The following is a 20,183-nucleotide window of genomic DNA, read 5'->3' as shown; positions in this document are numbered from 1 at the left end:
TTTAATTCATATAACTTAATAATCTCATTAGATCTTAGATTTATTATCTGGGAATGTTATATCTCCTCTGCGCCAATAGCCGTAAGCAAAGAAGACCATGTAAAGTAAGAGAGTTCCGATTGCATAGTAATATTCTTTGGTGGCATAGATAGGTTCAAATAAATATATATAAGTGATTGTCAACCCTGAAAATAAAATTAAACCTATTAAAAGCAGAAAAAGTATTTTATAAAAATATTGGTACTCTCTAAAAATGAGTAGGATCAAAATAAGTCCTGTAGAACCTGTGATTAAATATGATGGGTTTCCCGAAGTTAAAAAACCAAAGAATCTACCTAAAAAAGGCAGAGCTGCTAGAAAATAAATAAAAGTCCAGATATTAATTTTCATTATTTTACCCCTATTAATTATTATTCAAAAAGAATTTATTATTCATTAAGTTAAGTTTTTCCCCATTACAAAAATATAAATTAATATGATTTTTTTCAATGTAAAATCCTTCATAGAACATGTGCTTTATATAAAAGTGGCACATCTTAAATTACTAAAATGAGTTAAACATTGGAAAGTTTTAGGGTTCCAAAACCCAATCCCTGTTTAAGAAGTTTTTCTTCTGAATAAATTCCAAGATAGGTAAACTCTTTAAAAATGTATTAACCAAAGCTTTTATTGGTTGAAATTTAAACAATAGTAAAACAAAATATGAATACAAACTTATATTGTAAATTATAGAAGTTGCATTCAAAAACTGGATATCAACATCAGATTAAATTGAGTATTGAAGTTAATAAGAGGAGATATTATGTGTATCGCAGCACCAGCACAGATAGTTGAAATTAAGGACAACGTTGCCACCGTTGATTTTGGTGGAGTAAGACAGCAGGCAAAACTGGACCTTGTAGGGGACTTAGAAATTGGAAGATATGTTTTGGTTCATTCAGGATATGCAATTGAGGTTTTAACAGATCAGGAAGCTCAGGAATCTCTTGAAGCATGGGATGAGCTTTTAAAGGTCCTTGATGAAGAAGATATGGAAAAGAAATAGTTGTAAACTATCTATTTTTTAATATTTTTGAATCATTTTTCATTAAACATTTGCTTTTTATTTAATTTTTATTAATTTCTCTTTTTATTTTCTTTTTTATTCAAAAATTTCCCTTTAAATCAAATGAAACCTTTTTAAGAGATTGAAACCCTTTTAACCCCAGGTATCTTCAGAAACTCGTTTATTAGTTCTCCCTTAACAGGTTTTTCTGTTATTATTGTGAGTTTTGGGTGTTCCTCAAGTTCTGGGTCTCCTGCATGGGCCTGTCTTATGCTTATTCCTTCACAGGATATTAGTTCTGTGGATTTTGCAAGTATCCCTGGGTTTCCAGCTTCTGCCTCTATTTCCACAACTCCAAATCCAAGGTTCTTGGCGATATTTTTTAGAAGGGCACCTGCAGGGTGAATATCTTTGAATATTGCTGAAAGCTGTTCATCATTCAATATAACATCTACAGTGGACTTGATTGTCCGTCTATCAACGCCAGATGATCTTGCAAGGGCCAGATCACTTATCTCCACATCTCCGCAGTAGATCTTACCCTTTTCACCAACTCGAAGTCCAAGTTCCACTATCTTCCTTGCAACAGCCATCCTGGCTGGAAATTTCTCGAATTTATGTTTTACTCTGTCCCACATAGTTATTTCTCCATCGTTATGATACTACCTTTTGATCCTGTCTTTATATCTGCCTGATCTTCCTTTAGTAGGAACAACTATTTAAAACTATGTACAAATATGTACTCTAAAGGTTTAAATAGTACTATGATGTAAGAATAAGTTAGAGATAAAAACTATGGTATGAAAAGAAGTTGAGTTAATAGAAAAAATTCAGCTGATAAAATCAAATTCATGATAAAAATTCAAGATAAAATACTTTTTAAGGTGAAAATATGAAAGGCAGTGAATGTTTTTGGCGAATATAACTTCGATGAAATTGGAATTAAAATAAACGAACCCCAAACAATTGATGTAGATTTTGATTCTCCATTTGAACTCTTCAAAGGGATATACAGTAATTATTCAAGCGCATTTTTACTGGAATCAATGGAAAGTGACAGTGGACTTGCAAGATACTCAGTACTGGGATTCAAACCCTCTGCAACCTTCAGAGCTAAAGGTAACACCCTTGAAATAGAGCATGATGGAGAAAAAGAGGAATTTGAGGTTAAAAACCCCTTCGATGAAATAAAGAAGATAAACTCAAAAAACACAGGAAAAAAGGGATTCAACGGGGGTCTTGTGGGTTATGTATCCTACGAAGCTGTGAGACACTTCGAACCCGTGGACATACCCGAGGGATCCTATCCTGACTTTGAATTTGGACTCTTTCTTGATGGAATAATCTTCGACAGGATACATAACAAATGTGAATACGTGACCCTTGGAGAGAACAGACTTGAAGAAATCCAGGAACTCTCAAAAAAGGACTACAAAATTGATGATTTAACTTTCAAGGAAAAAAACCATTATTTTTCCAAGGAAGAATATGAAGAAATGGTCAGAAAAACCAAGGAAAAAATAAGGGCCGGTGAAATATTCCAGGGTGTCATATCCAATGCCAGGGAATATGAATTGGAGGGTAACAAGTTATCATTCTATGAAAAACTGCGTAAAATCAATCCTTCCCCATACATGTACCACTTAAAACTTGGAAAACGTGAAATAATAGGTTCAAGTCCTGAAATGCTTGTAAGGGTGGAAAACAGAAAGATTGAAACCTTCCCAATTGCAGGAACATGTCCAAGAGGTTCAAACACCCTTGAGGATGAAAAACTTCAAAGTGAACTCCTATCCGATGAGAAGGAAAGGGCAGAACACCTCATGCTCGTGGACCTTGCAAGAAACGACGTTGGAAAGGTCAGTGAATTTGGATCCGTCCATGTTCCAGAGTACATGGGGGTTAAAAAATTTTCCCACGTCCAGCACATAGTTTCCAAGGTTCAGGGAACACTCAGAAAAGACAAAACAGCAGTTGATGCATTCAAAGCAATGTTTCCTGCAGGAACACTCAGCGGAGCTCCAAAGATAAGGGCAATGGAAATAATCAACGAACTCGAAGGAATTCCACGAGGACCTTATGCAGGGGCAGTGGGATACTTCTCCTTAAATGGAAACGCAGATTTTGCAATCACCATAAGAACCATGGTCTGCGAAGGAAACACTGGAAGAATACAGGCAGGTGCAGGAATAGTTCATGACTCAGTACCTGAAAATGAGTACCATGAATGTGAAAATAAGGCAGGAGCACTTTTAAAAGCACTTGAAGTTTCAGGGGATTCCGATTCAGATTCAAATTTAAATTCAAATTCAGGTTCCAAGTGTTCCAGTTCCACAATCAAGTCAGGGGATGAGATTGAATGATTCTGATACTCGACAACTACGATTCATTCACCTACAACCTGTACCAGATGGTAGGTCAGATCCAAGAGGATATAATCGTTAAAAGAAACGATGAAATCACTGTAGATGAAATAAGGAAGCTTCAACCTCAAAAAATAATAATATCTCCAGGACCTGGAAACCCTGAAAACCGGGGAGACTTCGGAGTCTGCATGCAGGTCATAAGGGAACTTGGGCCTGAAATACCAATCTTAGGAGTTTGTCTTGGACATCAGGGGATATTTTCAGCTTTTGGAGGTAAGATAATTTTAACAGAACCTGTTCATGGAAAACAGAGTGAGATAATCCACAACGGTAAAGGCCTCTTTAGAGGGGTTAAAAACCCGTTAAATGCTGCCAGGTACCATTCACTGCTCTGTGATGCAGAAAAAACGCCTGAAAGCATGGAAGTCACTGCAAAAACTGAGGATAATCTCATAATGGGAATAAAACACCGTGAATTCCCAATTTACGGCCTTCAATTTCACCCGGAATCTGTTGGAACAAGTGAAGGACTCAAGATACTCAAAAACTTTCTGGAGATAGGTTCATGATAAAAATTCAGGAAATCCTAAACCAGAGACAGAAAACACTTCAAAGCACAATGAAATCAAAACCATTGATACAGTTGAAAAACCAGGTTGAAGAAATTCTGGATAATGAGAAATTTCCAGGCCCAAAATTTAATTCAAATAATGAACATAATTCATTTAAGAATGCATTAACTTCTGATGAAAATGTGCGTGTTATCTGCGAGTACAAACCAGCATCACCCTCCATGGGAGATATATCAGGGACCAAAATTGAAGATGCCCTTGATGTTTTTGAGGTTGCAGGTGCCAGTGCAGTTTCAATCCTAACAGAGGAAGATTATTTCAAAGGCAGCCTCAACAACCTGAAGTCTGCTTCAAAAATAACAGAACTCCCACTCCTCAGAAAGGACTTTCTGCTAGAGGAGTACCAGATATACGAGGCAAAACTTTCAGGTGCAAGAGCAGTTCTATTGATGTCAGGAGTGTACCCTGAACTCATGAGTGGTATTGAACTTGCTTCCACACTTGGAATGGATGCACTGGTGGAGTGCAGAAGCCGAGAAGATATAGAAAATGCCCTAAAATCAGGAGCCCAGTTAATAGGGGTTAACAACAGAAACTTCAAGGACTTCACAATTGATCTCAGGGTAACGGAAAAACTTGCAGAGCACATACCCCCTGAAGTAGTCTTTGTATCTGAGAGTGGTGTGAAAGGACCTGAAGATGCATTACGCTTGGCTGAAGCAGGAACAGATGCAATATTAATAGGAACTGGAATAATGGGTCAAAAAAATAAATCTGAAATGCTTAATGCAGCTTCACAAATAATCAGCAGCCTAAATGGTTCCAAAATTCAAAGAAATTAATATTGGGTTGGATTTTTATGAAAGTTAAGATCTGTGGAATGACCAGACCTAAAGATGTACAGATATGTGAAGATGCAGGTGCAGACTTCATAGGATTTATAAACATCAAACGATCCAAACGTTTCGTGGAACTGGAAAGGATAAATGAACTGAAACATTTTATGAAGAATAAAGATAGGGCCGTTCTTGTAATGGAACCTGAAAATGCTGAAGAAGTGCTTTTTGCACTAAGGAAAACAGGTATAAAGATTTTACAGCTTCACTCACTTTCCCCTTATGAAATAAAATATCTTAAGTGGCGGGATTGTTTCAAAATCAGTCCCCTTGAAAAGGATTTGAAGATAGTAAGGGCAGTTGGAATTTCTGATAAACTTTCAGAGGATAAAAAAGAGGAAATAAAGGAATTTGCAAGGGTTTGTGATGCCATCATATTTGACTACGAAGTTGAAGGAAAAAGTGGTGGAACTGGAAGGCAGATTCCAATTGAAACAGCAGTAAAAGCTTCAAAAATTGCAAAAAATATTAAAAAAAGTATAAAAACAGTTCTTGCAGGTGGAATGAGCACTGAAAGAATAAAGGGTTATGAAAAAATTTTGGATAAATACTTCGACTACGTGGATGTCAATTCAGGGGTTGAAGATGCACCTGGAATTAAAAATCCCCTTAAAATAAAAGAGTTGTTTGGAATAAAAGGTCATTTAAGTATTAAATATTAAAATAATCTTTTTAATTAACTAGAATGGATTGTTTGATTGTTAAATTAATTGGAGAATAAGATTGGATTGTTTGATTGGAATAAATTAAAGTTAAGGTGATCTCATGATAGAAAGTGGAAAATTCGGTAAATATGGGGGAGTTTTTGTCCCTGAACTTATTATACCTGCACTTGAAGAGCTTGAAAAGGCTTTTTTAAAGTACAAGGATGATGAAAAGTTCAATGAAGAACTTCAATACTATTTAAAGGAATTTGCAGGAAGGCCAACAGCCCTTTACTACGCAAAGAACCTTTCAGAGAAACTTGGATGTAAAATATACCTTAAAAGGGAGGACATGCTTCACACAGGTGCTCATAAAATAAACAACACCCTTGGACAGGGACTTCTTGCAAAGTACATGGGAAAAACCAGGTTAATAGCTGAAACTGGTGCAGGACAGCATGGAATTGCAACAGCAGTAGTGGGTGCCAACTTCAAAATTCCAGTAGAAGTGTACATGGGAAGTGAAGATGTTGAGAGACAGAAGCTCAACGTGTTCAGAATGGAAATATCCGGAGCAAAGGTACTTCCAGTACACTCAGGTTCAAAAACACTTAAAGATGCAATAAACGAGGCATTCAGGGACTGGATCACCAACATCGAAACAACCCACTACCTCATAGGAACAACCATGGGTCCACACCCATACCCAACAATGGTAAAACATTTCCAGAGCGTTATAGGGCAGGAAGCAAGGAAACAGATACTTGAAAAAGAAGGAAAACTACCTGATGCAGCAATAGCATGTGTCGGCGGTGGAAGTAATGCAATGGGACTATTCTCAGGATTCCTTGATGATGAAGAAGTTGATCTAATTGGAGTGGAAGGTGGGGGAGAAGGAGTAGAAACAGACAAAACAGGCGCCACACTCTGCAAGGGCACGGAGGGAGTACTCCACGGATCATTATCCTACGTACTCCAGAATCAGGACGGACAGATAAAGGAGGCAAGTTCAGTTTCTGCAGGCCTGGACTATCCTGGTGTTGGACCAGAACATGCCTACCTCCACACTTCAGGCCGTGCAAAGTACGTTGCAGTAACCAACGAAGAAGCACTCCGAGGATTTGAACTTCTATCCAAGTACGAGGGAATAATACCTGCACTTGAAAGTTCTCATGCAGTTGCATACGCTGAAAAATATGCTAAAATGCCTGAAAACAAGGGAAAAACCATAATTGTAAACTTATCTGGAAGGGGAGACAAGGACATGTTCTTAGTTGCAAAGGAAATGGGGGAAGAACTGTGAGTCCCATGGAAAAAAATGAGGATGTGACTTTGATGACAGAAACTTATCAAGAAATGTTTAAAAGGGTTAAAGATAAAGGAGAAGGTGTTTTCATACCATTCATGGTTGCAGGAGACCCTGACTTTGAAACATCATTAGAGATCATTAAAAAAATGGTTGAAGGAGGAGCAGATGCTCTTGAAATAGGATTTCCATTCAGTGACCCAGTTGCAGATGGCCAAACAGTACAGTCTGCAGATTTAAGAGCCTTGAATGCAGGTATGACCACAGATAAATGTTTTGAATTCATAAGAAGGATACGTGAATTCACAGAAATTCCAATAGGTCTTCTTGTGTACTACAACCTCATATACCAACGTGGAATAAATAAATTTTATGAGGATGCACTGAAATCGGGTGTAAATGGTGTTCTCGCCGCAGATCTACCTCCTGAAGAAGCAGAAGAATCTGTGAAAGCAGCAAGAAAGCATGGAATTGACCCAATATTCCTGGCAGCCCAGACAACCAGTAACGAAAGACTCAAACAGATTGCAGAGATGTGCTCAGGATTTCTTTACGTTGTATCGGTTATGGGTGTTACAGGTGCCAGATCCGAGGTTAAGACCAGTAGTGTTGAGCTTGTAGAGAGAATGCGCAGCCACACAGACCTACCGTTATGTGTTGGGTTTGGAATTTCAAAACCAGAACATGTAGCAGAAGTTATAAAAGCCGGAGCTGACGGTGCAATTATTGGAAGTGCCCTCATAAACATAGTTGAAGAAAACCTCAAAGATAAAACAGTTCTCCTTGATAAAGTGAAGGAAGCATGTGCTGAACTGAAAAATGCAACAAGGATTCAGGGATAGATCCAGGGAGATGACAGAGATGATGGTAGATTACCTGAAAAAAGTGGCTTCCAGGAAGGATCTAAGTGAAGAAGAGGCTTACAATTGCATGAGTGAGATGATAAGTGGCAGGGCAAGTAATGTGCACATAGCCGCTATTCTCACTGGACTTGCAGTTAAGAGAGAATCAGCCCCTGAAATAACAGGATTTTCAAGGGCAATGAGGGACGCATGCATAAATGTGAACCCAGATATGGATATTCCACTCGTTGACACGTGTGGTACAGGTGGGGACAGATTTAAAACCTTCAACGTAAGCACGGCAGCATCTTTAATAGCAGCAGCATGTGGTGTTGCCATTGCAAAACATGGAAACCGCAGCATAACCAGTAAATGTGGTGGTGCAGATGTTCTGGAGGCACTCGGCGTGAACATAAACTGCGGTGCAAGGGGAGTTGAGCATTGCCTTGAGGATGCAGGCATAGGGTTCATGTTTGCACCTAACTTCCACCCTGCAATGAAACATGTTATGCCCGTGAGGAAGGAACTTGGAATAAGAACTGTCTTTAACATAATTGGGCCTTTAACATCCCCTGCAAAAGCAGATGTCCAGCTACTTGGAGTTTTTGACCCTGAATACGTTGAGGTTGTTGCAGAGGTTCTGAAAAACCTTGGACTCAAGAGGGCAATGGTTGTCCATGGATTTGATGACAGGGATGAACCTGCAATGGATGAAATATCAACCATAGGAAAAACAAAGGTTGCATTACTGGATGAAGGAAAAATAAAGGTATTTGATATTTATCCTGAGGATTTTGGAATTGAAAGGGCTGATCCAGAATATATAAAAGCTCCTGAAACCCTTGAAGGAAACCTGGATGTTGTTAGGGATGTTCTGGTAGGTAAAAGGGGTGATGAAAAGGACAGGGCAAGGCTTGATATGTGTCTTGCAAACTCCGCTGCAATTTTGTTCATAAGTGGGCAGGTTGAAACTCTTAAGGAAGGCTTTAAAATGGCAGAAGAAGTAGTTGAATCTGGAGCAGCATCCCAGAAGCTTGAAGAGTTTATCAGGGCAAGTAATTCCCTTTAAATTTCCTTTTTTTGTGTGAATAAATGAATTGAATGATGATTCAGATAAAAACAGTGAACTGATGATTTTTTTTTAGATAAACCCTTATTCAATACTTTAAATACTTTTTTTAAAATAAAATTTATCTTTTTTGGATAGTTTAAAGTATTTCAGGATAAAATAATAAAAAAGAAGGTAAAAAATGAGGTAATTAATGTTTACCTAGACTTTACCATTGCTCCAGTTTACTATTTGCTGCGACCAAATATAAATTTTTTGAAATTTTAATTTGTATGATAAAAACACAGAAAATCAACATTTTTGATCCTAATTCTAAATATTTAAAAATCTTTTTTAAGAGTTTTAAGCCTTAAATTCATTTTTTTAGCCTTTCATCTTTTGCCTAACTATCGTGGAAAATGATGTGCAACCTCAAGAGGTAAAGATGGATATCAAATTGTTACATCAGGTACTGGGCTAAAAATTAGGTTTATTTATATGGCAGGTTTAATATGATGTAAAAATGTAGTTGAGTAAAATTCGATCAAATTTAATTTTTAGAAATTTAAACTATTACTTTAAAATTAGAATGATTTATAAAAGGAAATGGGCCCGCTGGGATTCGAACCCAGGGCCTCACGGTTATCAGCCGTGCGCTCTACCGCCTGAGCCACGGGCCCCCATATCCTTAACTGTATTCAAATATTAATCCTTCGTGAATTAAAATTTAGAAGACGTAAGGGTAGATTCAAGATTTAGCCTTCATCATATATAACTCTTTCTATTAATGCACTCATTCTAAAGAATGTATTAAGCATTTCATGGCATATATTACAAATTTATGGAATTATCTCTTCAGAACAGCAACGATTTGTTCAAGACACTCCTTGAAGTTGTTGTTATCAACCACTGTAAATGTAAATCCTGAAAAAACAGAAAATACTGCAACAGATGATCTTAAAAGATTCATGTGTTCATACAAACTTTTAGAATCTTCTAAAACACGTTTTTTAGAGGAATCTGCATATCTTCGTTTTATCACGTTCTCGTATGAAGATTCAACTATCACAACAATGTCAGGTGATATGATTTCAACTGGAAAAGAGGTTATGTAACCTATTGAGGATTTATCAATTCCATGAAGGTCAAGAATGATGTTACTCATGGAACTGGCCCTTAAAGCTGCAGTCCTCCAGATCCTGTGTTGGATGTCCAGATCAAGACTGAACATCTCAGAATCTGTTTCTGCAAGGCCCTCAAGCCTAGCTATTTCTAGCATAAGGTCGCCGTAGTTTACATGGGTGCTTCCAACTAGTTCTGCAGCTTCCCTGCAGAGTGAAGTTTTACCCACTCCTGGAACACCCACTACAGCGGCGATGTTCCATTGAACCATATTATTTGTTTACCATGTCGCAGATTGCATCTGCCATCATGTGTCCCTCAACAACGATCTCTGCTTTGTCGATTTCATCGAGTTTTTCAGCGTTTATCCTTGCCTGCATTGCTATGTTTGCTGCACTCATGCATCCGGGGTTTGTTGGTTTTATAACGATTTTAGCGGTTTTTTCTGCTTCGTTGACTTCAATGTCTCCAACTATTCCCATTTCAACTATACTGATACCCATGTGAGGATCTGCAACACTTGAAAGTGCTTCTCTTATTTTTGCAACTAATTCTTCACTCATATTATCCCTCAAAAATTTTTAAAAGTGTTTTATTGCCTTTATTCCATTAAATTTTATAAAATATCTTATTTTAATCTTAATGGCCTATTTTATGATGTTTATCAACATCAAATAGATGTAGTTTTCTATGATCTGTTCATGGTATTTATACTTTTATTATGTTTGTGTTTAAGGTTGGTTGGGGGTTCACTTTTTTCTGTGTCTAAGCTTCACTGCAACACCGTTTCCAGATCTCTTCATCTCTCCACCATTTAAAACAGCTTTACCAACACCCATAACTTCCCCTTTCCTTAAAACCACAACTTCATCCTTTGGGACTATACCGGGATCTGCATCAAGAACTCCCGGTGCAAATACTGTGCTGGTTTTAAGATCAAAATCTATTTCAACCCATTTAACCCCAACATCTCTCAAAATTTCGCCACCACGAAGGTTGAGAGAGTAAAATCCATTATCAAAGAGTAAAGTTGCAATTTGTTCCTTGTTCTGAAGGATACGTTTGCTGAACCTTCCAACTACTTTAGATCCATCTGGTATCAATGCGTCTGCATCAGGGGTGTTGAACTGGTATCTTGCAATGGATCTTAAAGCGTGGAGCCTTCTTTCCTTCCAAGAAACTTTATTGTAACCTTTTAAAGCGTTTTTGAGTTTGTCCATGGATTCCCAGGATGTTGGCCTGCCGTCCTCGCATGTGTAAATGGCATCAGGCAGATATTCCTCACAAACTTCTCTGTAACCACCTGAAACATGGGCTATGACCTCTTTATCTCCAATGTAATCTTTCAAACATTCACCTGTGACTTTTATTTCCTCATGGGACCAGTCACCTGTTGTTGAGGTGTCGTAGGCTTGTATTGGATATGTTCTTTCCATCTCCCTGGGACAAACACCAAAAGGGGAGGTTAAAATTGCTTCTTGATAACCTTTGGTTGCCTTCATGAAAATGGAGTGGGATTTGGACTGTGAGTAAGGTTTACGCATACTGCATGGTAACACAACCACTACATCACCCAGAGGTTCCAGTAAACTCATTCTCTCTCTCCACCTGCGGGCTTCAGGTCTGTAAAGTGATTCTTCTGTTATGCACGGTATCTTCATGTTGTTCTCCTGGATTAGATTTATCAATTCATCTAATCTATTGATAACTCTTTTAAATGAGTATTTTTATTAAAGAAATTGTTAAAATAACTTCTTATTAAAAATTTGTTATATTAACTCTTTATTATGCATCTTAAAATTGAATTTAACCTAAAAAATTGAGCATCCTTAAAGTGGATCTTTTTTTTTAATTGATCTTGGTTTTCATGGATTAAATTCTTTTAGGAATATTTTTTTTAGAATTTACATTATACAAATTAATATTTCCATGGCACGATTCAGTACTATTGATAGAAAATTGAACTCCCTTCATATTCACGTTTTCAAGCTCATTATTTAAGAGTTTCACTGTCTTGGAAAGTTTATCATACCATTTGGTAAGATTTCAAGCTCACCAGTTTCAAGAAGCCAGTTCACAACCTTCCCGATCCTTGATGCAGTTGATCCACGGGTTGCCTTAAATCCAAGAATTCTGGAGGTTTGCTTGACAATCTCGTCCTTGGGAGTTGCAAACTGACGAATTATCACTATTCTAACTGCTTCTGCAATCTCATCATCACATATCAGGTCAATCCTGGCTGGAGGATCTCCACAACGCCTGCGCACCTTTACATTACCTCCGGTAACTCCGTTGTAGAATAGGAAATCGCCTTTGGATGTTATTTCACCATTCTGCTTGGCATAAACCACTGCACTCAGCACAGCATCCTGGATCCTTTTACCTGCCTTTTTAAGGCCCCAAGCAACCCTTATTCTCCTCACAACTTCACTGAAATGCACAGGACCCTCAAGGTTCACGATCTGCACCACGGCTTTTGCAAGTTCAGATGGATGTTTTTCATGTAGTTCACCAGTTACAGGGATGCAGAGTGAGGAACAAACATCATAATCAACTACAGAATCTTCTGGAGATTCCGAAGTACCATAAGATTCTGAAAGATCAGATTGATTAACAATGGAACCATCATCAAGACCCCCAATATGGGAACCATCCACTTTTTTCATTTTAAAATCATTAACAACATCATGTTCATTAAAATCAGGTTCATTAACAGTGATAAAGCTTATAGAATCTTTAAATGGATACCTGTTTATGGAACTGTTAACTGAAGAGTTATCAATAGAACTATCATGGGTAGATGAACTGTTAACAGAACTTGGAGTTACATCATCAATATTAAGGTGGTCTTTGTTGCCATTTTCAGCACGTTCAGATGGATGATCCCTACTTGAGGATATTTCCGTGTCTAGATTGTATGGAACTTCAACCTTCATGGTTTCTCTTTCAACTTCCAGAGGAGTTTCAGTTCTATTTTCAGTTCTATTTTCAATTCGTGTTTCAATTATTTCAGAGGTATTTCTTCCATTCTCAGCTTCAACTTCTTCTTGTAAGTTTTTAGGGGATGATGCAACTTTTGAAGCTTCATCTACGGTTTCGAGTAACCTTCTCTGGGCGTCAGCACGGTTTCTGTACCAGTCGGTTGACCAGATCCTGTATATGTTCCATCCAAGCCCTTCAAGTATCTGCTGGCGGAGTCTGTCCCTGTCCCTGGCAACGTGTGAGCTGTGGTAGCTTGCCCCATCACATTCAATTCCAAGAAGGTACATCCCTAAAGAGTGAGGATTAACCACTGCAAGGTCTATTCTGAAACCTGCACATCCCACTTGTTTATGAATTTCATACCCATTTTCTCTAAGGAATCTGTACACAGAATCTTCAAATGGCGATTCTGTATCCTCCCCTGGAGCCCTGACACTTTCAAGATTTCCTGTTTCTGCGTACTCAAGAAATGACTTTAGAGCCCGGACTCCAAAGGCAGAATTTGAAGTTATATCTATATCACGGGCCTTAAAATTTGAAAAAACAACGCATCGCTCCCTTGCCCGGGTTATGAGAACGTTCAAACGTCTTTCTCCACCGTCACGATTCAAAGGTCCAAAGTTAAGATTTAAACGGCCATTTTGATCCTTGCCGTAACCAACACTCACGAATATAACGTCTCTCTCATCCCCCTGAATCGTTTCAAGGTTCTTGATGAAGAATGCTTCATCACGACTACTTGTGAAGAACCCTTCAAGTTCTGAATTCATTTTAAGCTGCAACTCCAGCTCTTCCTGTATGGCCTGCTGCTGTTTGATGTTGAAGGTACCGATACCCAGACTCTTGGAGGATCCAAATTTTCTGTAATGTTCCATTGCAGCTTCAACCACTTTTTTAGCTTCCATACGATTTGCAGAACTTCTACCCCTATCATAAACTGTTTCAGGAAGATATTGAAACTTCAAACCCATATTATTTGTATCATGGCAGGGTGATGGGTATATAAGGAGTTCGTTGTTGTAGAACTCCTGATTTGAAAGTGCTATGAGTGATTCATGCCGGCTGCGATAGTGCCAGTGCAGCATTTTAGTTGGGAAGCTCCTTTTGCAGAGATGAAGTATGCTCTCCATATCTGATATGGATGAAAGTTCATAGTCATCAATATCATCTGCATCTGCCATTGTATCGAAAAATGAAGTTGGTGGCAGCTGGCGGGTGTCACCCATCACAACAGCCTGATTACCTCTTAAAAATGCTCCAAGTGCATCTTCAGGCTTAACCTGGCTCGCCTCATCAAAGACAACCACATCGAAGCGGACGTTCTTGGAGTTTTGTGGATCCAGAAACTGGGCCACTGAAAGTGGGCTCATCATAAAGCAGGGTTTGATCTTCTGAACCAGACCACAGGTATTGGATAAAAGCTGTCTTATGGGCATATGTCCTCTTTTTCTGTTGAATTCACTTAAAAGGATTCCCAATTCAGAGTTTCTTGAAGGTGCACCATTCAAACTTGGCTTCTCCATTGAAAGCTTGGAAGAGATCCTCTTCCTGTTGAGGGAGATGATTTCTCTGTCCATGTCACTGAATCTTTCTATTTTACCCTCATGAAGTTCACTTATAAATCCTGAGAGAAGGGGATTTGTATTGAAAACAGATCTCAGAAGTTCATCTGCAAGATTTCCCCTGAAACAGGGTATGAGATCTTCTGTTTCAATTTCATCATGGGTTACCAACTCAATCAGGGGATCGACCATTGTGTTAGGTCTTTCCCTTAAAATTTCAAGGAACTGGGACCATTTTTGCAGTGATGAGAGTCCGGCAATGTAACCTTTGATCTGGGCCGTTATTTCATTAAATGATGTATTTTCAAGACCTTTACCAAATATTGACTTAAAATCGATTTTCAGGTAACTGTCCAGTTCATGGATGTACTTCAACATTTCCACTGAGTACATATGTATCCTCTGTATCGATGTGGATGTATCTTCAGCATCGACTCCAGAACTTACAAGTTCAACTGTTTTAATACTAGCTTTACCTGTTGCCATCATTTTCCTGAAGGGAACAATCCATTTAATTAACTGTTTCAGGGATTCTGGATCACTGTCCGATCCCTTCCAGTAATTTCCAAACAATTTTTGACCTGTTTCTTCCAGATCCTCCAGATTACGAAGGGCTGTTTGACATTGAACAACAGATTCAAGGTCATTTATAACATTTTCATCTTTTTCTGGGACTTTACCTATGTATAATGAGGATACATGTTCCTTCGCCTTTTTATATCCTCCCCTAAAGGATCTCAACAGTTTTGAAGAATTTTCACGGTACTCGTTAAGGAGGGGTTGAAGGTTCATATTTAACACGTCCCTTTGGAACATGGACAACTCCTCCCTGTACTCCTTAAATGTTTCAAGGTTTCTTATTAACTCAAGGGCAAGTCCATTACCTCCATCCCACTCAGGGTTTGTGAGAACATCAATGGATAATTTTTTTGAATTGGAGAGCAGCTCTGCAGAAGAAATGAATTCAGAAATTTTTTTAGTGTTTTGAGGTTTTCCAAGTCCAGTCACTTGAGAAAGATATTCCAATTCAGATTGAAGGTTTTCAAGGGACAGCTCAGTTCTTTTAAGAAGAGATCCCACTTCATCTTCATCTGATGGGAGGAGATTGGAGGGCATACAGTTTTTCCAGGGATTTTCTGATATGGGCTTCAAAAACTTAACCAGTTCCTCAATACTTTTAAGTGTTGCAGCTGTTTCATTGTACTGGGATAAACTGCACTTTTCAGGGGACTGAAATCTAACCCTGGGCATTTCCCTTCCTGCTTCCCTGAAATAATTCAGGGATTCTTCCTTCATACCAAAAAGTTCAAATGGAGAAAGTCCAATTTCACCAAAGGGTTCATGTAAAACTTCATTGTATCCATTCAACTCTGATCTGAGTCTTTCAATGGTTTGAAACTCATTTTCAAGGGATACCTGGGGCTTAACTCTTTTGTAGAGTGTTCTTTCAAGTTCATTCAGAACATCCTTCTTCTTGGATTTACGGCTGTGAAGTTCCAGACAGAACTCCCCCAGTCCAATATTGTCCAGACGACTTTTAACAACTTCTAAAGCCGCCATTTTTTCACTAACAAAAAGCACAGTCTTTCCATTACTTATCAATTCAGCTATGAGATTCACAATTGTCTGAGATTTACCAGTGCCTGGAGGCCCCTCAACCACCATGTTCCTACCAGATTTGGCATCTTCTATAACAGCGATCTGGGAAGAATCAGCATCAACTATGTGATAAACATCTTTGTAACGTAATTTTTTATCAACATCCTCTGGAAGGAACCCCTCATCATATGTATCTCCGGATGGATCGAATATGGCATTTATTATGGGGTTACCTTCAAGGTACTCTCCAGACCAGCTTTCAGGATCCAGATCCTTGTACATAACGAATTTGGTGAAGCTGAAAAATCCAAGGTAACTCTCATAAACCAATTTCCAATCCTTATTTACTCCTATTGCCTTTTTAACTGCCTTAAAATAGTCATAAAGATCAGATTTTTCAGCAGGCATTTCAAAATCCGGTAGTTCAATGTTCTGTTCTGTGAGCTTTTCCTGGAGTGAAATGTTTGTAATTATTTCTTCTCCAGTCCATTTGAGCTTGAAAGGACCTTTAACCTTTTTACGCTCCAGTTCTACAGGTACAAGTACAAGGGGTGCTTTCCTAACACTTTCAGAATCTGGACTTTCCACCCATTCCAGAAAACCCATTGCAAGGTAAAGGATGTTGTAACCCTGTTCTTCAAGCATGGATCTGGACTGCTGACCTATGCGGAAGAGACGTTTCTGCAGTTCTTCTGCAGTTAAATTCGTCTGAAGAAGAAGGTCACTGTGTTTTTCTGCCACCTTTAACTGGGGTTCTGGAAGCTTCCAGAGAATGGATTTCTCTTCATGATTCCTATCCATGTTATTTGGATCATCCTGAAAATCTGGGGCATTTCCTGATATCTGACCATTTTCCTCTTTTTTTGGATCAATGGCTTCAGAATCTCTTGTTTCATCCTTTTCTGCCCTTGGAAGAAACTGCATTTTCTTTTCATTTAAAACCAGGATGCTGTAAACTTCGGTTGGTATTTCATCTTCCACCTTTATGGATCTGGTGTAGGGTCTGAAGTTCAAAAGCTGATTTTTCATACTTAAATCTAGAAGATTCTTTCGCAGTGTTCCAACTTGAGCTTCAATATTTGCATTACCCCTTAAATCCATTCAAACAACCAACCTATGAGATCAAAATTTTAAAATCAGATTCACATCAATTAACTGATTTTAGAGAAACTTTTAAATAAAATTTTTTTAAAGAACTCTTTTAAATAATATTCAAGTAAGGAATATATATTTTGACCTTTTCAGAACAGCCTTTGAAGTAACATGGCCTTTGAAATGAAATAAATTTTAAAGGTATCCTTTTTAAAAAATAACTCTTGAAGGACTTTAAAAAAAAGTTTGGGGGGTTTAATGAGGGAATTCAGTGGGTTTAAACAGGTTTTAACTCTTAAAATCTGCATGTTTTCCATAATTTTTATAGAAAAATAAAATTTTATACAAATGGAATAGAAAAAAAGGGAGAAAGACTTTTTTAGGGGTAGGGTTTACAGTTCTCTGAATGTCACGGTAAAATGAGTACCTTTACCATGTTCAAGCTCAAGTTTTCCATCTATCTGTTCGGTTAAGCTCTTAACAAGTCGTAAACCTAAAGAATCAACATTTTTATAGTCTAAATCTTCAGGAAAACCAGTTCCATCATCTGAAACCTCAAGTTTAAATTCATCATTTTCTGAATGCAGTTCAACAGTTACCTGCCCAGTTTTATTTCCTGGAAATGCATGCTTCATTGCATTGGTGAAAAGTTCGTTTATTATGAGCCCAATTGGAATGGATGTGTCTGCATCAAATTCAAGGTTTTCAACATCCACCCTGACCTTAATTCTATTGTAATCCAGTGTGTAACTGTGATAAAGACTTGAAACAAGGCTTTCAATGTATTCATTGATCTTTATTTTTTTAAGATCTTCTGATCTGTACAGTTTTTCATGTATAATTGCAAGGGACCTTGTACGATCCTGGCATTCCTTGAAAATATTCTGGATCTTCTCATCGGTTATGTAACGGGATTGTAGGTTTAACAAGCTTGATAGGATCATCAAATTGTTCTTAACCCTGTGGTGCACCTCTTTAATAAGTACGTCCTTATCCTCAAGGGCTTTATGAAGTTCATCCTCCATAATTTTACGCTGTGTAATATCCCTTGCAACATGAACACTCCCCAATGTATTCCCTGAACTGTCAACTATTGGAGTGGCAGTTACAAGGAAAAATCCTCCTAAATTATCTTCTTTCACTTCAGATACGTGTTCTGAACCATCTTCCAGTAACAATGCATGGGGACAGTTTTCTATAGGACATTCTCTGTTGTGAACCACTTCAAAACATATTTTACCAACACATTCTTCAGGTGAAACTCCAAGACGATTTGCCATAGCCTTGTTAATCCTTAAAATTTTATGATCCTTATCAAGGAGTGTTATAAGGTCAGGTATGGCATTAAATGTTAGATCAAATACTTTTTCAGATTCAATATCAATTTCATCCATATCTTCATCACCTTAACTACAAAAATTTATCCAATATTTTGTTCATGTTTTGATCCATCAGGGTTTTAAATGGTTCGCTGACACTGGATTCATGAAGTTTACTCTAAAAAAAAGTTATTTATATCCATTTAAAAATAGTAATTCACCTCAAGCACTGGCCATTGATATATTTCACACCTGTTACAAATGCAGTTTCACGTGTAATTGCAGTTAAATCATCCATATTCAGATCTGAAATCTTCTCTTTCCCAGTTATGCGTGTGAGATTTGCTACTTCTTTTGTTGAAATCTTCAGAAAGTTTTCAAGTTTTTTAACTCCATCAGAAACGTTCAACTGTTTTATAAGCTCAGTATTTTGGGTTGCAACTCCTGTGGGACATGATCCACTGTAACATACCCTGTACTGTTCACAGTTCAGTGCTATGAGTGCTGCAGTTCCTATGGAAACTGCATCTGCACCCAGGGCCAGGCACTTCGCAAAATCTGCAGAACTGCGCAGACCCCCTCCTGCAAGAATTGAGACACCATCCTTCACTCCAAGCTCATCAAGATATTTATAAGCCCTTGGAAGTGCTGCAATTATGGGTATTCCAACGTTTTCCCTAACGTAAAGATCGGTAGCACCAGTACCCCCTCCAAAGCCATCAAGGGTTACAAAATCAACATCAGCATCCACAAGAACCTCAATATCTCCCTCAATATCACCACAACCAATTTTAGCACCTACTGGGGCCCCATTAGTTAACTTACGAAGCCATGAAACCTTCTCAACAACATCTCCAGGGTTCAATATATCTGAATGGTGTGCAGGAGAATAGGCAGATTCATCAGGTTCAAGACCTCTGAGTTCCGCTATCTCCTGGTTCATTTTCTCTGCAGGAAGGTAACTTCCTTTTCCAGGGTAAGCTCCCTGTCCAAAGCGTATTTCAACTGCTACAGCATTTTTCAGTATCTCTTCATCAACTCCAAATCTGCCAGTTGCATACTGAACCATCATTTGAGATGGTGCCATTTCAAGCTCAGCCTTTGTTATACCGCCTTCACCGGAGTTGAATCCAACATTCAACTTTGAAGCAGTTTCTGCAATCACAAGCTTAACATTCATTGACACTGCACCAAAACTCATTCCTGAAATTATTATGGGTGATGAAAGCTGCAGGGGTTTCATTGATGAGGGACCTATACATATGGTTGTGTTAACAGCCTCCTCAAGGTTCAGGGGTATTTTGTTCACCTGGGCTGGAATAAAATGGATATCTTCAAATGAAACAGGCAGTTTCTTTGCGGATCCCATTGAACCTACCATGCTTCGTCCAGTGGAACATTCATCTTTAATGTTAACCATTTTATTGTAACTTTCAGGGTCTTCATATGATCCTTTTTTACGCATAAAATTACTGTTCCTTCCAACAACATCTTTGGTGCAGTAATAGTTTCCTTTGAGCCCTTTTTCAATGTAAATGTCACATTTATTGCATACACAACCCTGAATTTCAACATCTGACTTACTGGGCCCTATGCCACAGTAAAGTATTTCGCCACCGCAGTTTGAATAGCTGGGGCATAATGGGCAGGGACATCTAGCCCGATTCTCCCTGGAATCTTCTACCTTTGAAAGTACTTTCCATGAATCCTGGACCATGTTTCAACTCTCCTGATTCTTGTATGCATGAAGTTTCTTTAAAAAATTATATCCCCTATCTTCAATCATAA

The 20,183-nt window shown here is 38.2% G+C and carries 16 protein-coding genes and 1 tRNA gene; 8 read left to right on the top strand and 9 right to left on the bottom strand.

Annotated elements, in window-relative coordinates:
• Positions 1–27: 27 nt before the first annotated feature.
• Positions 28–390, bottom strand: coding sequence for a hypothetical protein (locus J2756_RS03055; RefSeq protein ID WP_209582478.1), 363 nt, complete (start codon positions 388–390; stop codon positions 28–30).
• 412 nt (positions 391–802) lie between these two features.
• Between J2756_RS03055 and J2756_RS03050 the strand changes: the two genes are divergently transcribed.
• A complete protein-coding gene (locus J2756_RS03050; protein ID WP_209582476.1) occupies positions 803–1,045 on the top strand; it encodes a HypC/HybG/HupF family hydrogenase formation chaperone in 243 nt (80 codons plus the stop codon).
• A 134-nt stretch (positions 1,046–1,179) separates the two neighbouring features.
• Here the strand turns inward: J2756_RS03050 and J2756_RS03045 are convergent, their stop codons facing one another.
• Positions 1,180–1,683, bottom strand: coding sequence for an amino acid-binding protein (locus J2756_RS03045; protein ID WP_209582474.1), 504 nt, complete (start codon positions 1,681–1,683; stop codon positions 1,180–1,182).
• Positions 1,684–1,947: 264 nt separating this feature from the next.
• Here J2756_RS03045 and trpE point away from each other — a divergent pair, with 264 nt between their 5' ends.
• The 7 genes from trpE (at position 1,948) to trpD (ending at position 8,740) form a co-directional block, all read left to right on the top strand.
• On the top strand, positions 1,948–3,408 hold the full coding sequence (trpE, locus tag J2756_RS03040; protein ID WP_209582472.1) for an anthranilate synthase component I: 1,461 nt from the start codon (positions 1,948–1,950) through the stop codon (positions 3,406–3,408).
• Positions 3,405–3,980, top strand: a complete 576-nt coding sequence (locus tag J2756_RS03035) for an anthranilate synthase component II (RefSeq protein WP_209582471.1) — start codon at positions 3,405–3,407, stop codon at positions 3,978–3,980. The genes trpE and J2756_RS03035 overlap by 4 nt, the downstream gene beginning before the upstream one ends.
• A complete protein-coding gene (locus J2756_RS03030; protein WP_209582469.1) occupies positions 3,977–4,825 on the top strand; it encodes an indole-3-glycerol phosphate synthase TrpC in 849 nt (282 codons plus the stop codon). The genes J2756_RS03035 and J2756_RS03030 overlap by 4 nt, the downstream gene beginning before the upstream one ends.
• Positions 4,826–4,842: 17 nt before the next feature.
• Positions 4,843–5,541, top strand: coding sequence for a phosphoribosylanthranilate isomerase (locus tag J2756_RS03025; protein WP_209582467.1), 699 nt, complete (start codon positions 4,843–4,845; stop codon positions 5,539–5,541).
• Positions 5,542–5,644: 103 nt separating this feature from the next.
• Positions 5,645–6,826, top strand: coding sequence for a tryptophan synthase subunit beta (gene trpB, locus J2756_RS03020; protein ID WP_209582464.1), 1,182 nt, complete (start codon positions 5,645–5,647; stop codon positions 6,824–6,826).
• Positions 6,827–6,831: 5 nt separating this feature from the next.
• On the top strand, positions 6,832–7,671 hold the full coding sequence (gene trpA, locus J2756_RS03015; protein WP_209583180.1) for a tryptophan synthase subunit alpha: 840 nt from the start codon (positions 6,832–6,834) through the stop codon (positions 7,669–7,671).
• On the top strand, positions 7,649–8,740 hold the full coding sequence (gene trpD, locus J2756_RS03010) for an anthranilate phosphoribosyltransferase (RefSeq protein ID WP_342593094.1): 1,092 nt from the start codon (positions 7,649–7,651) through the stop codon (positions 8,738–8,740). Before trpA ends, trpD begins: the two co-directional genes overlap by 23 nt.
• A 586-nt stretch (positions 8,741–9,326) precedes the next feature.
• Here trpD and J2756_RS03005 read toward each other — a convergent pair.
• The 7 genes from J2756_RS03005 to J2756_RS02975 all read right to left on the bottom strand — a co-directional run bounded on the left by J2756_RS03005 (position 9,327) and on the right by J2756_RS02975 (position 20,112).
• Positions 9,327–9,399: transfer RNA gene (locus J2756_RS03005), tRNA-Ile, on the bottom strand.
• Positions 9,400–9,566: 167 nt separating this feature from the next.
• Entirely contained in the window at positions 9,567–10,112 is a 546-nt protein-coding gene (locus J2756_RS03000) for an AAA family ATPase (protein ID WP_209582462.1), read from the bottom strand.
• A gap of 1 nt (position 10,113) precedes the next feature.
• Entirely contained in the window at positions 10,114–10,404 is a 291-nt protein-coding gene (locus tag J2756_RS02995; protein WP_209582459.1) for a metal-sulfur cluster assembly factor, read from the bottom strand.
• 186 nt (positions 10,405–10,590) lie between these two features.
• A complete protein-coding gene (locus J2756_RS02990) occupies positions 10,591–11,502 on the bottom strand; it encodes a DUF5591 domain-containing protein (protein WP_209582448.1) in 912 nt (303 codons plus the stop codon).
• A 345-nt stretch (positions 11,503–11,847) separates the two neighbouring features.
• Complete coding sequence (locus tag J2756_RS02985) at positions 11,848–17,085, bottom strand: DUF3320 domain-containing protein (RefSeq protein ID WP_209582443.1); 5,238 nt, start codon at positions 17,083–17,085, stop codon at positions 11,848–11,850.
• A gap of 383 nt (positions 17,086–17,468) precedes the next feature.
• The gene (locus J2756_RS02980) at positions 17,469–18,470 is read right to left on the bottom strand and encodes a PAS domain-containing sensor histidine kinase (RefSeq protein ID WP_209582442.1); all 1,002 of its coding nucleotides are present in this window, start codon (positions 18,468–18,470) and stop codon (positions 17,469–17,471) included.
• Positions 18,471–18,612: 142 nt separating this feature from the next.
• On the bottom strand, positions 18,613–20,112 hold the full coding sequence (locus J2756_RS02975; RefSeq protein WP_209582441.1) for a glutamate synthase-related protein: 1,500 nt from the start codon (positions 20,110–20,112) through the stop codon (positions 18,613–18,615).
• Positions 20,113–20,183 lie beyond the last annotated feature (71 nt).

Origin of the sequence: Methanobacterium aggregans (assembly GCF_017874455.1) — an archaeon.
GTDB classification, from domain to species: domain Archaea; phylum Methanobacteriota; class Methanobacteria; order Methanobacteriales; family Methanobacteriaceae; genus Methanobacterium_C; species Methanobacterium_C aggregans.
Note: the sequence above shows the minus strand (reverse complement) of the source record. Positions and strands in the feature narration are given on the sequence as shown.

Coding starts and splice junctions, on each gene's coding strand:
- J2756_RS03055 (WP_209582478.1), bottom strand. CDS start 390: ATGAAAATTAATATCTGGACTTTTATTTATTTTCTAGCAGCTCTGCCT.
- J2756_RS03050 (WP_209582476.1), top strand. CDS start 803: ATGTGTATCGCAGCACCAGCACAGATAGTTGAAATTAAGGACAACGTT.
- J2756_RS03045 (WP_209582474.1), bottom strand. CDS start 1,683: ATGTGGGACAGAGTAAAACATAAATTCGAGAAATTTCCAGCCAGGATG.
- J2756_RS03035 (WP_209582471.1), top strand. CDS start 3,405: ATGATTCTGATACTCGACAACTACGATTCATTCACCTACAACCTGTAC.
- J2756_RS03030 (WP_209582469.1), top strand. CDS start 3,977: ATGATAAAAATTCAGGAAATCCTAAACCAGAGACAGAAAACACTTCAA.
- J2756_RS03025 (WP_209582467.1), top strand. CDS start 4,843: ATGAAAGTTAAGATCTGTGGAATGACCAGACCTAAAGATGTACAGATA.
- trpB (WP_209582464.1), top strand. CDS start 5,645: ATGATAGAAAGTGGAAAATTCGGTAAATATGGGGGAGTTTTTGTCCCT.
- trpA (WP_209583180.1), top strand. CDS start 6,832: ATGGAAAAAAATGAGGATGTGACTTTGATGACAGAAACTTATCAAGAA.
- trpD (WP_342593094.1), top strand. CDS start 7,649: ATGCAACAAGGATTCAGGGATAGATCCAGGGAGATGACAGAGATGATG.
- J2756_RS03000 (WP_209582462.1), bottom strand. CDS start 10,112: ATGGTTCAATGGAACATCGCCGCTGTAGTGGGTGTTCCAGGAGTGGGT.
- J2756_RS02995 (WP_209582459.1), bottom strand. CDS start 10,404: ATGAGTGAAGAATTAGTTGCAAAAATAAGAGAAGCACTTTCAAGTGTT.
- J2756_RS02990 (WP_209582448.1), bottom strand. CDS start 11,502: ATGAAGATACCGTGCATAACAGAAGAATCACTTTACAGACCTGAAGCC.
- J2756_RS02985 (WP_209582443.1), bottom strand. CDS start 17,085: ATGGATTTAAGGGGTAATGCAAATATTGAAGCTCAAGTTGGAACACTG.
- J2756_RS02980 (WP_209582442.1), bottom strand. CDS start 18,470: ATGGATGAAATTGATATTGAATCTGAAAAAGTATTTGATCTAACATTT.
- J2756_RS02975 (WP_209582441.1), bottom strand. CDS start 20,112: ATGGTCCAGGATTCATGGAAAGTACTTTCAAAGGTAGAAGATTCCAGG.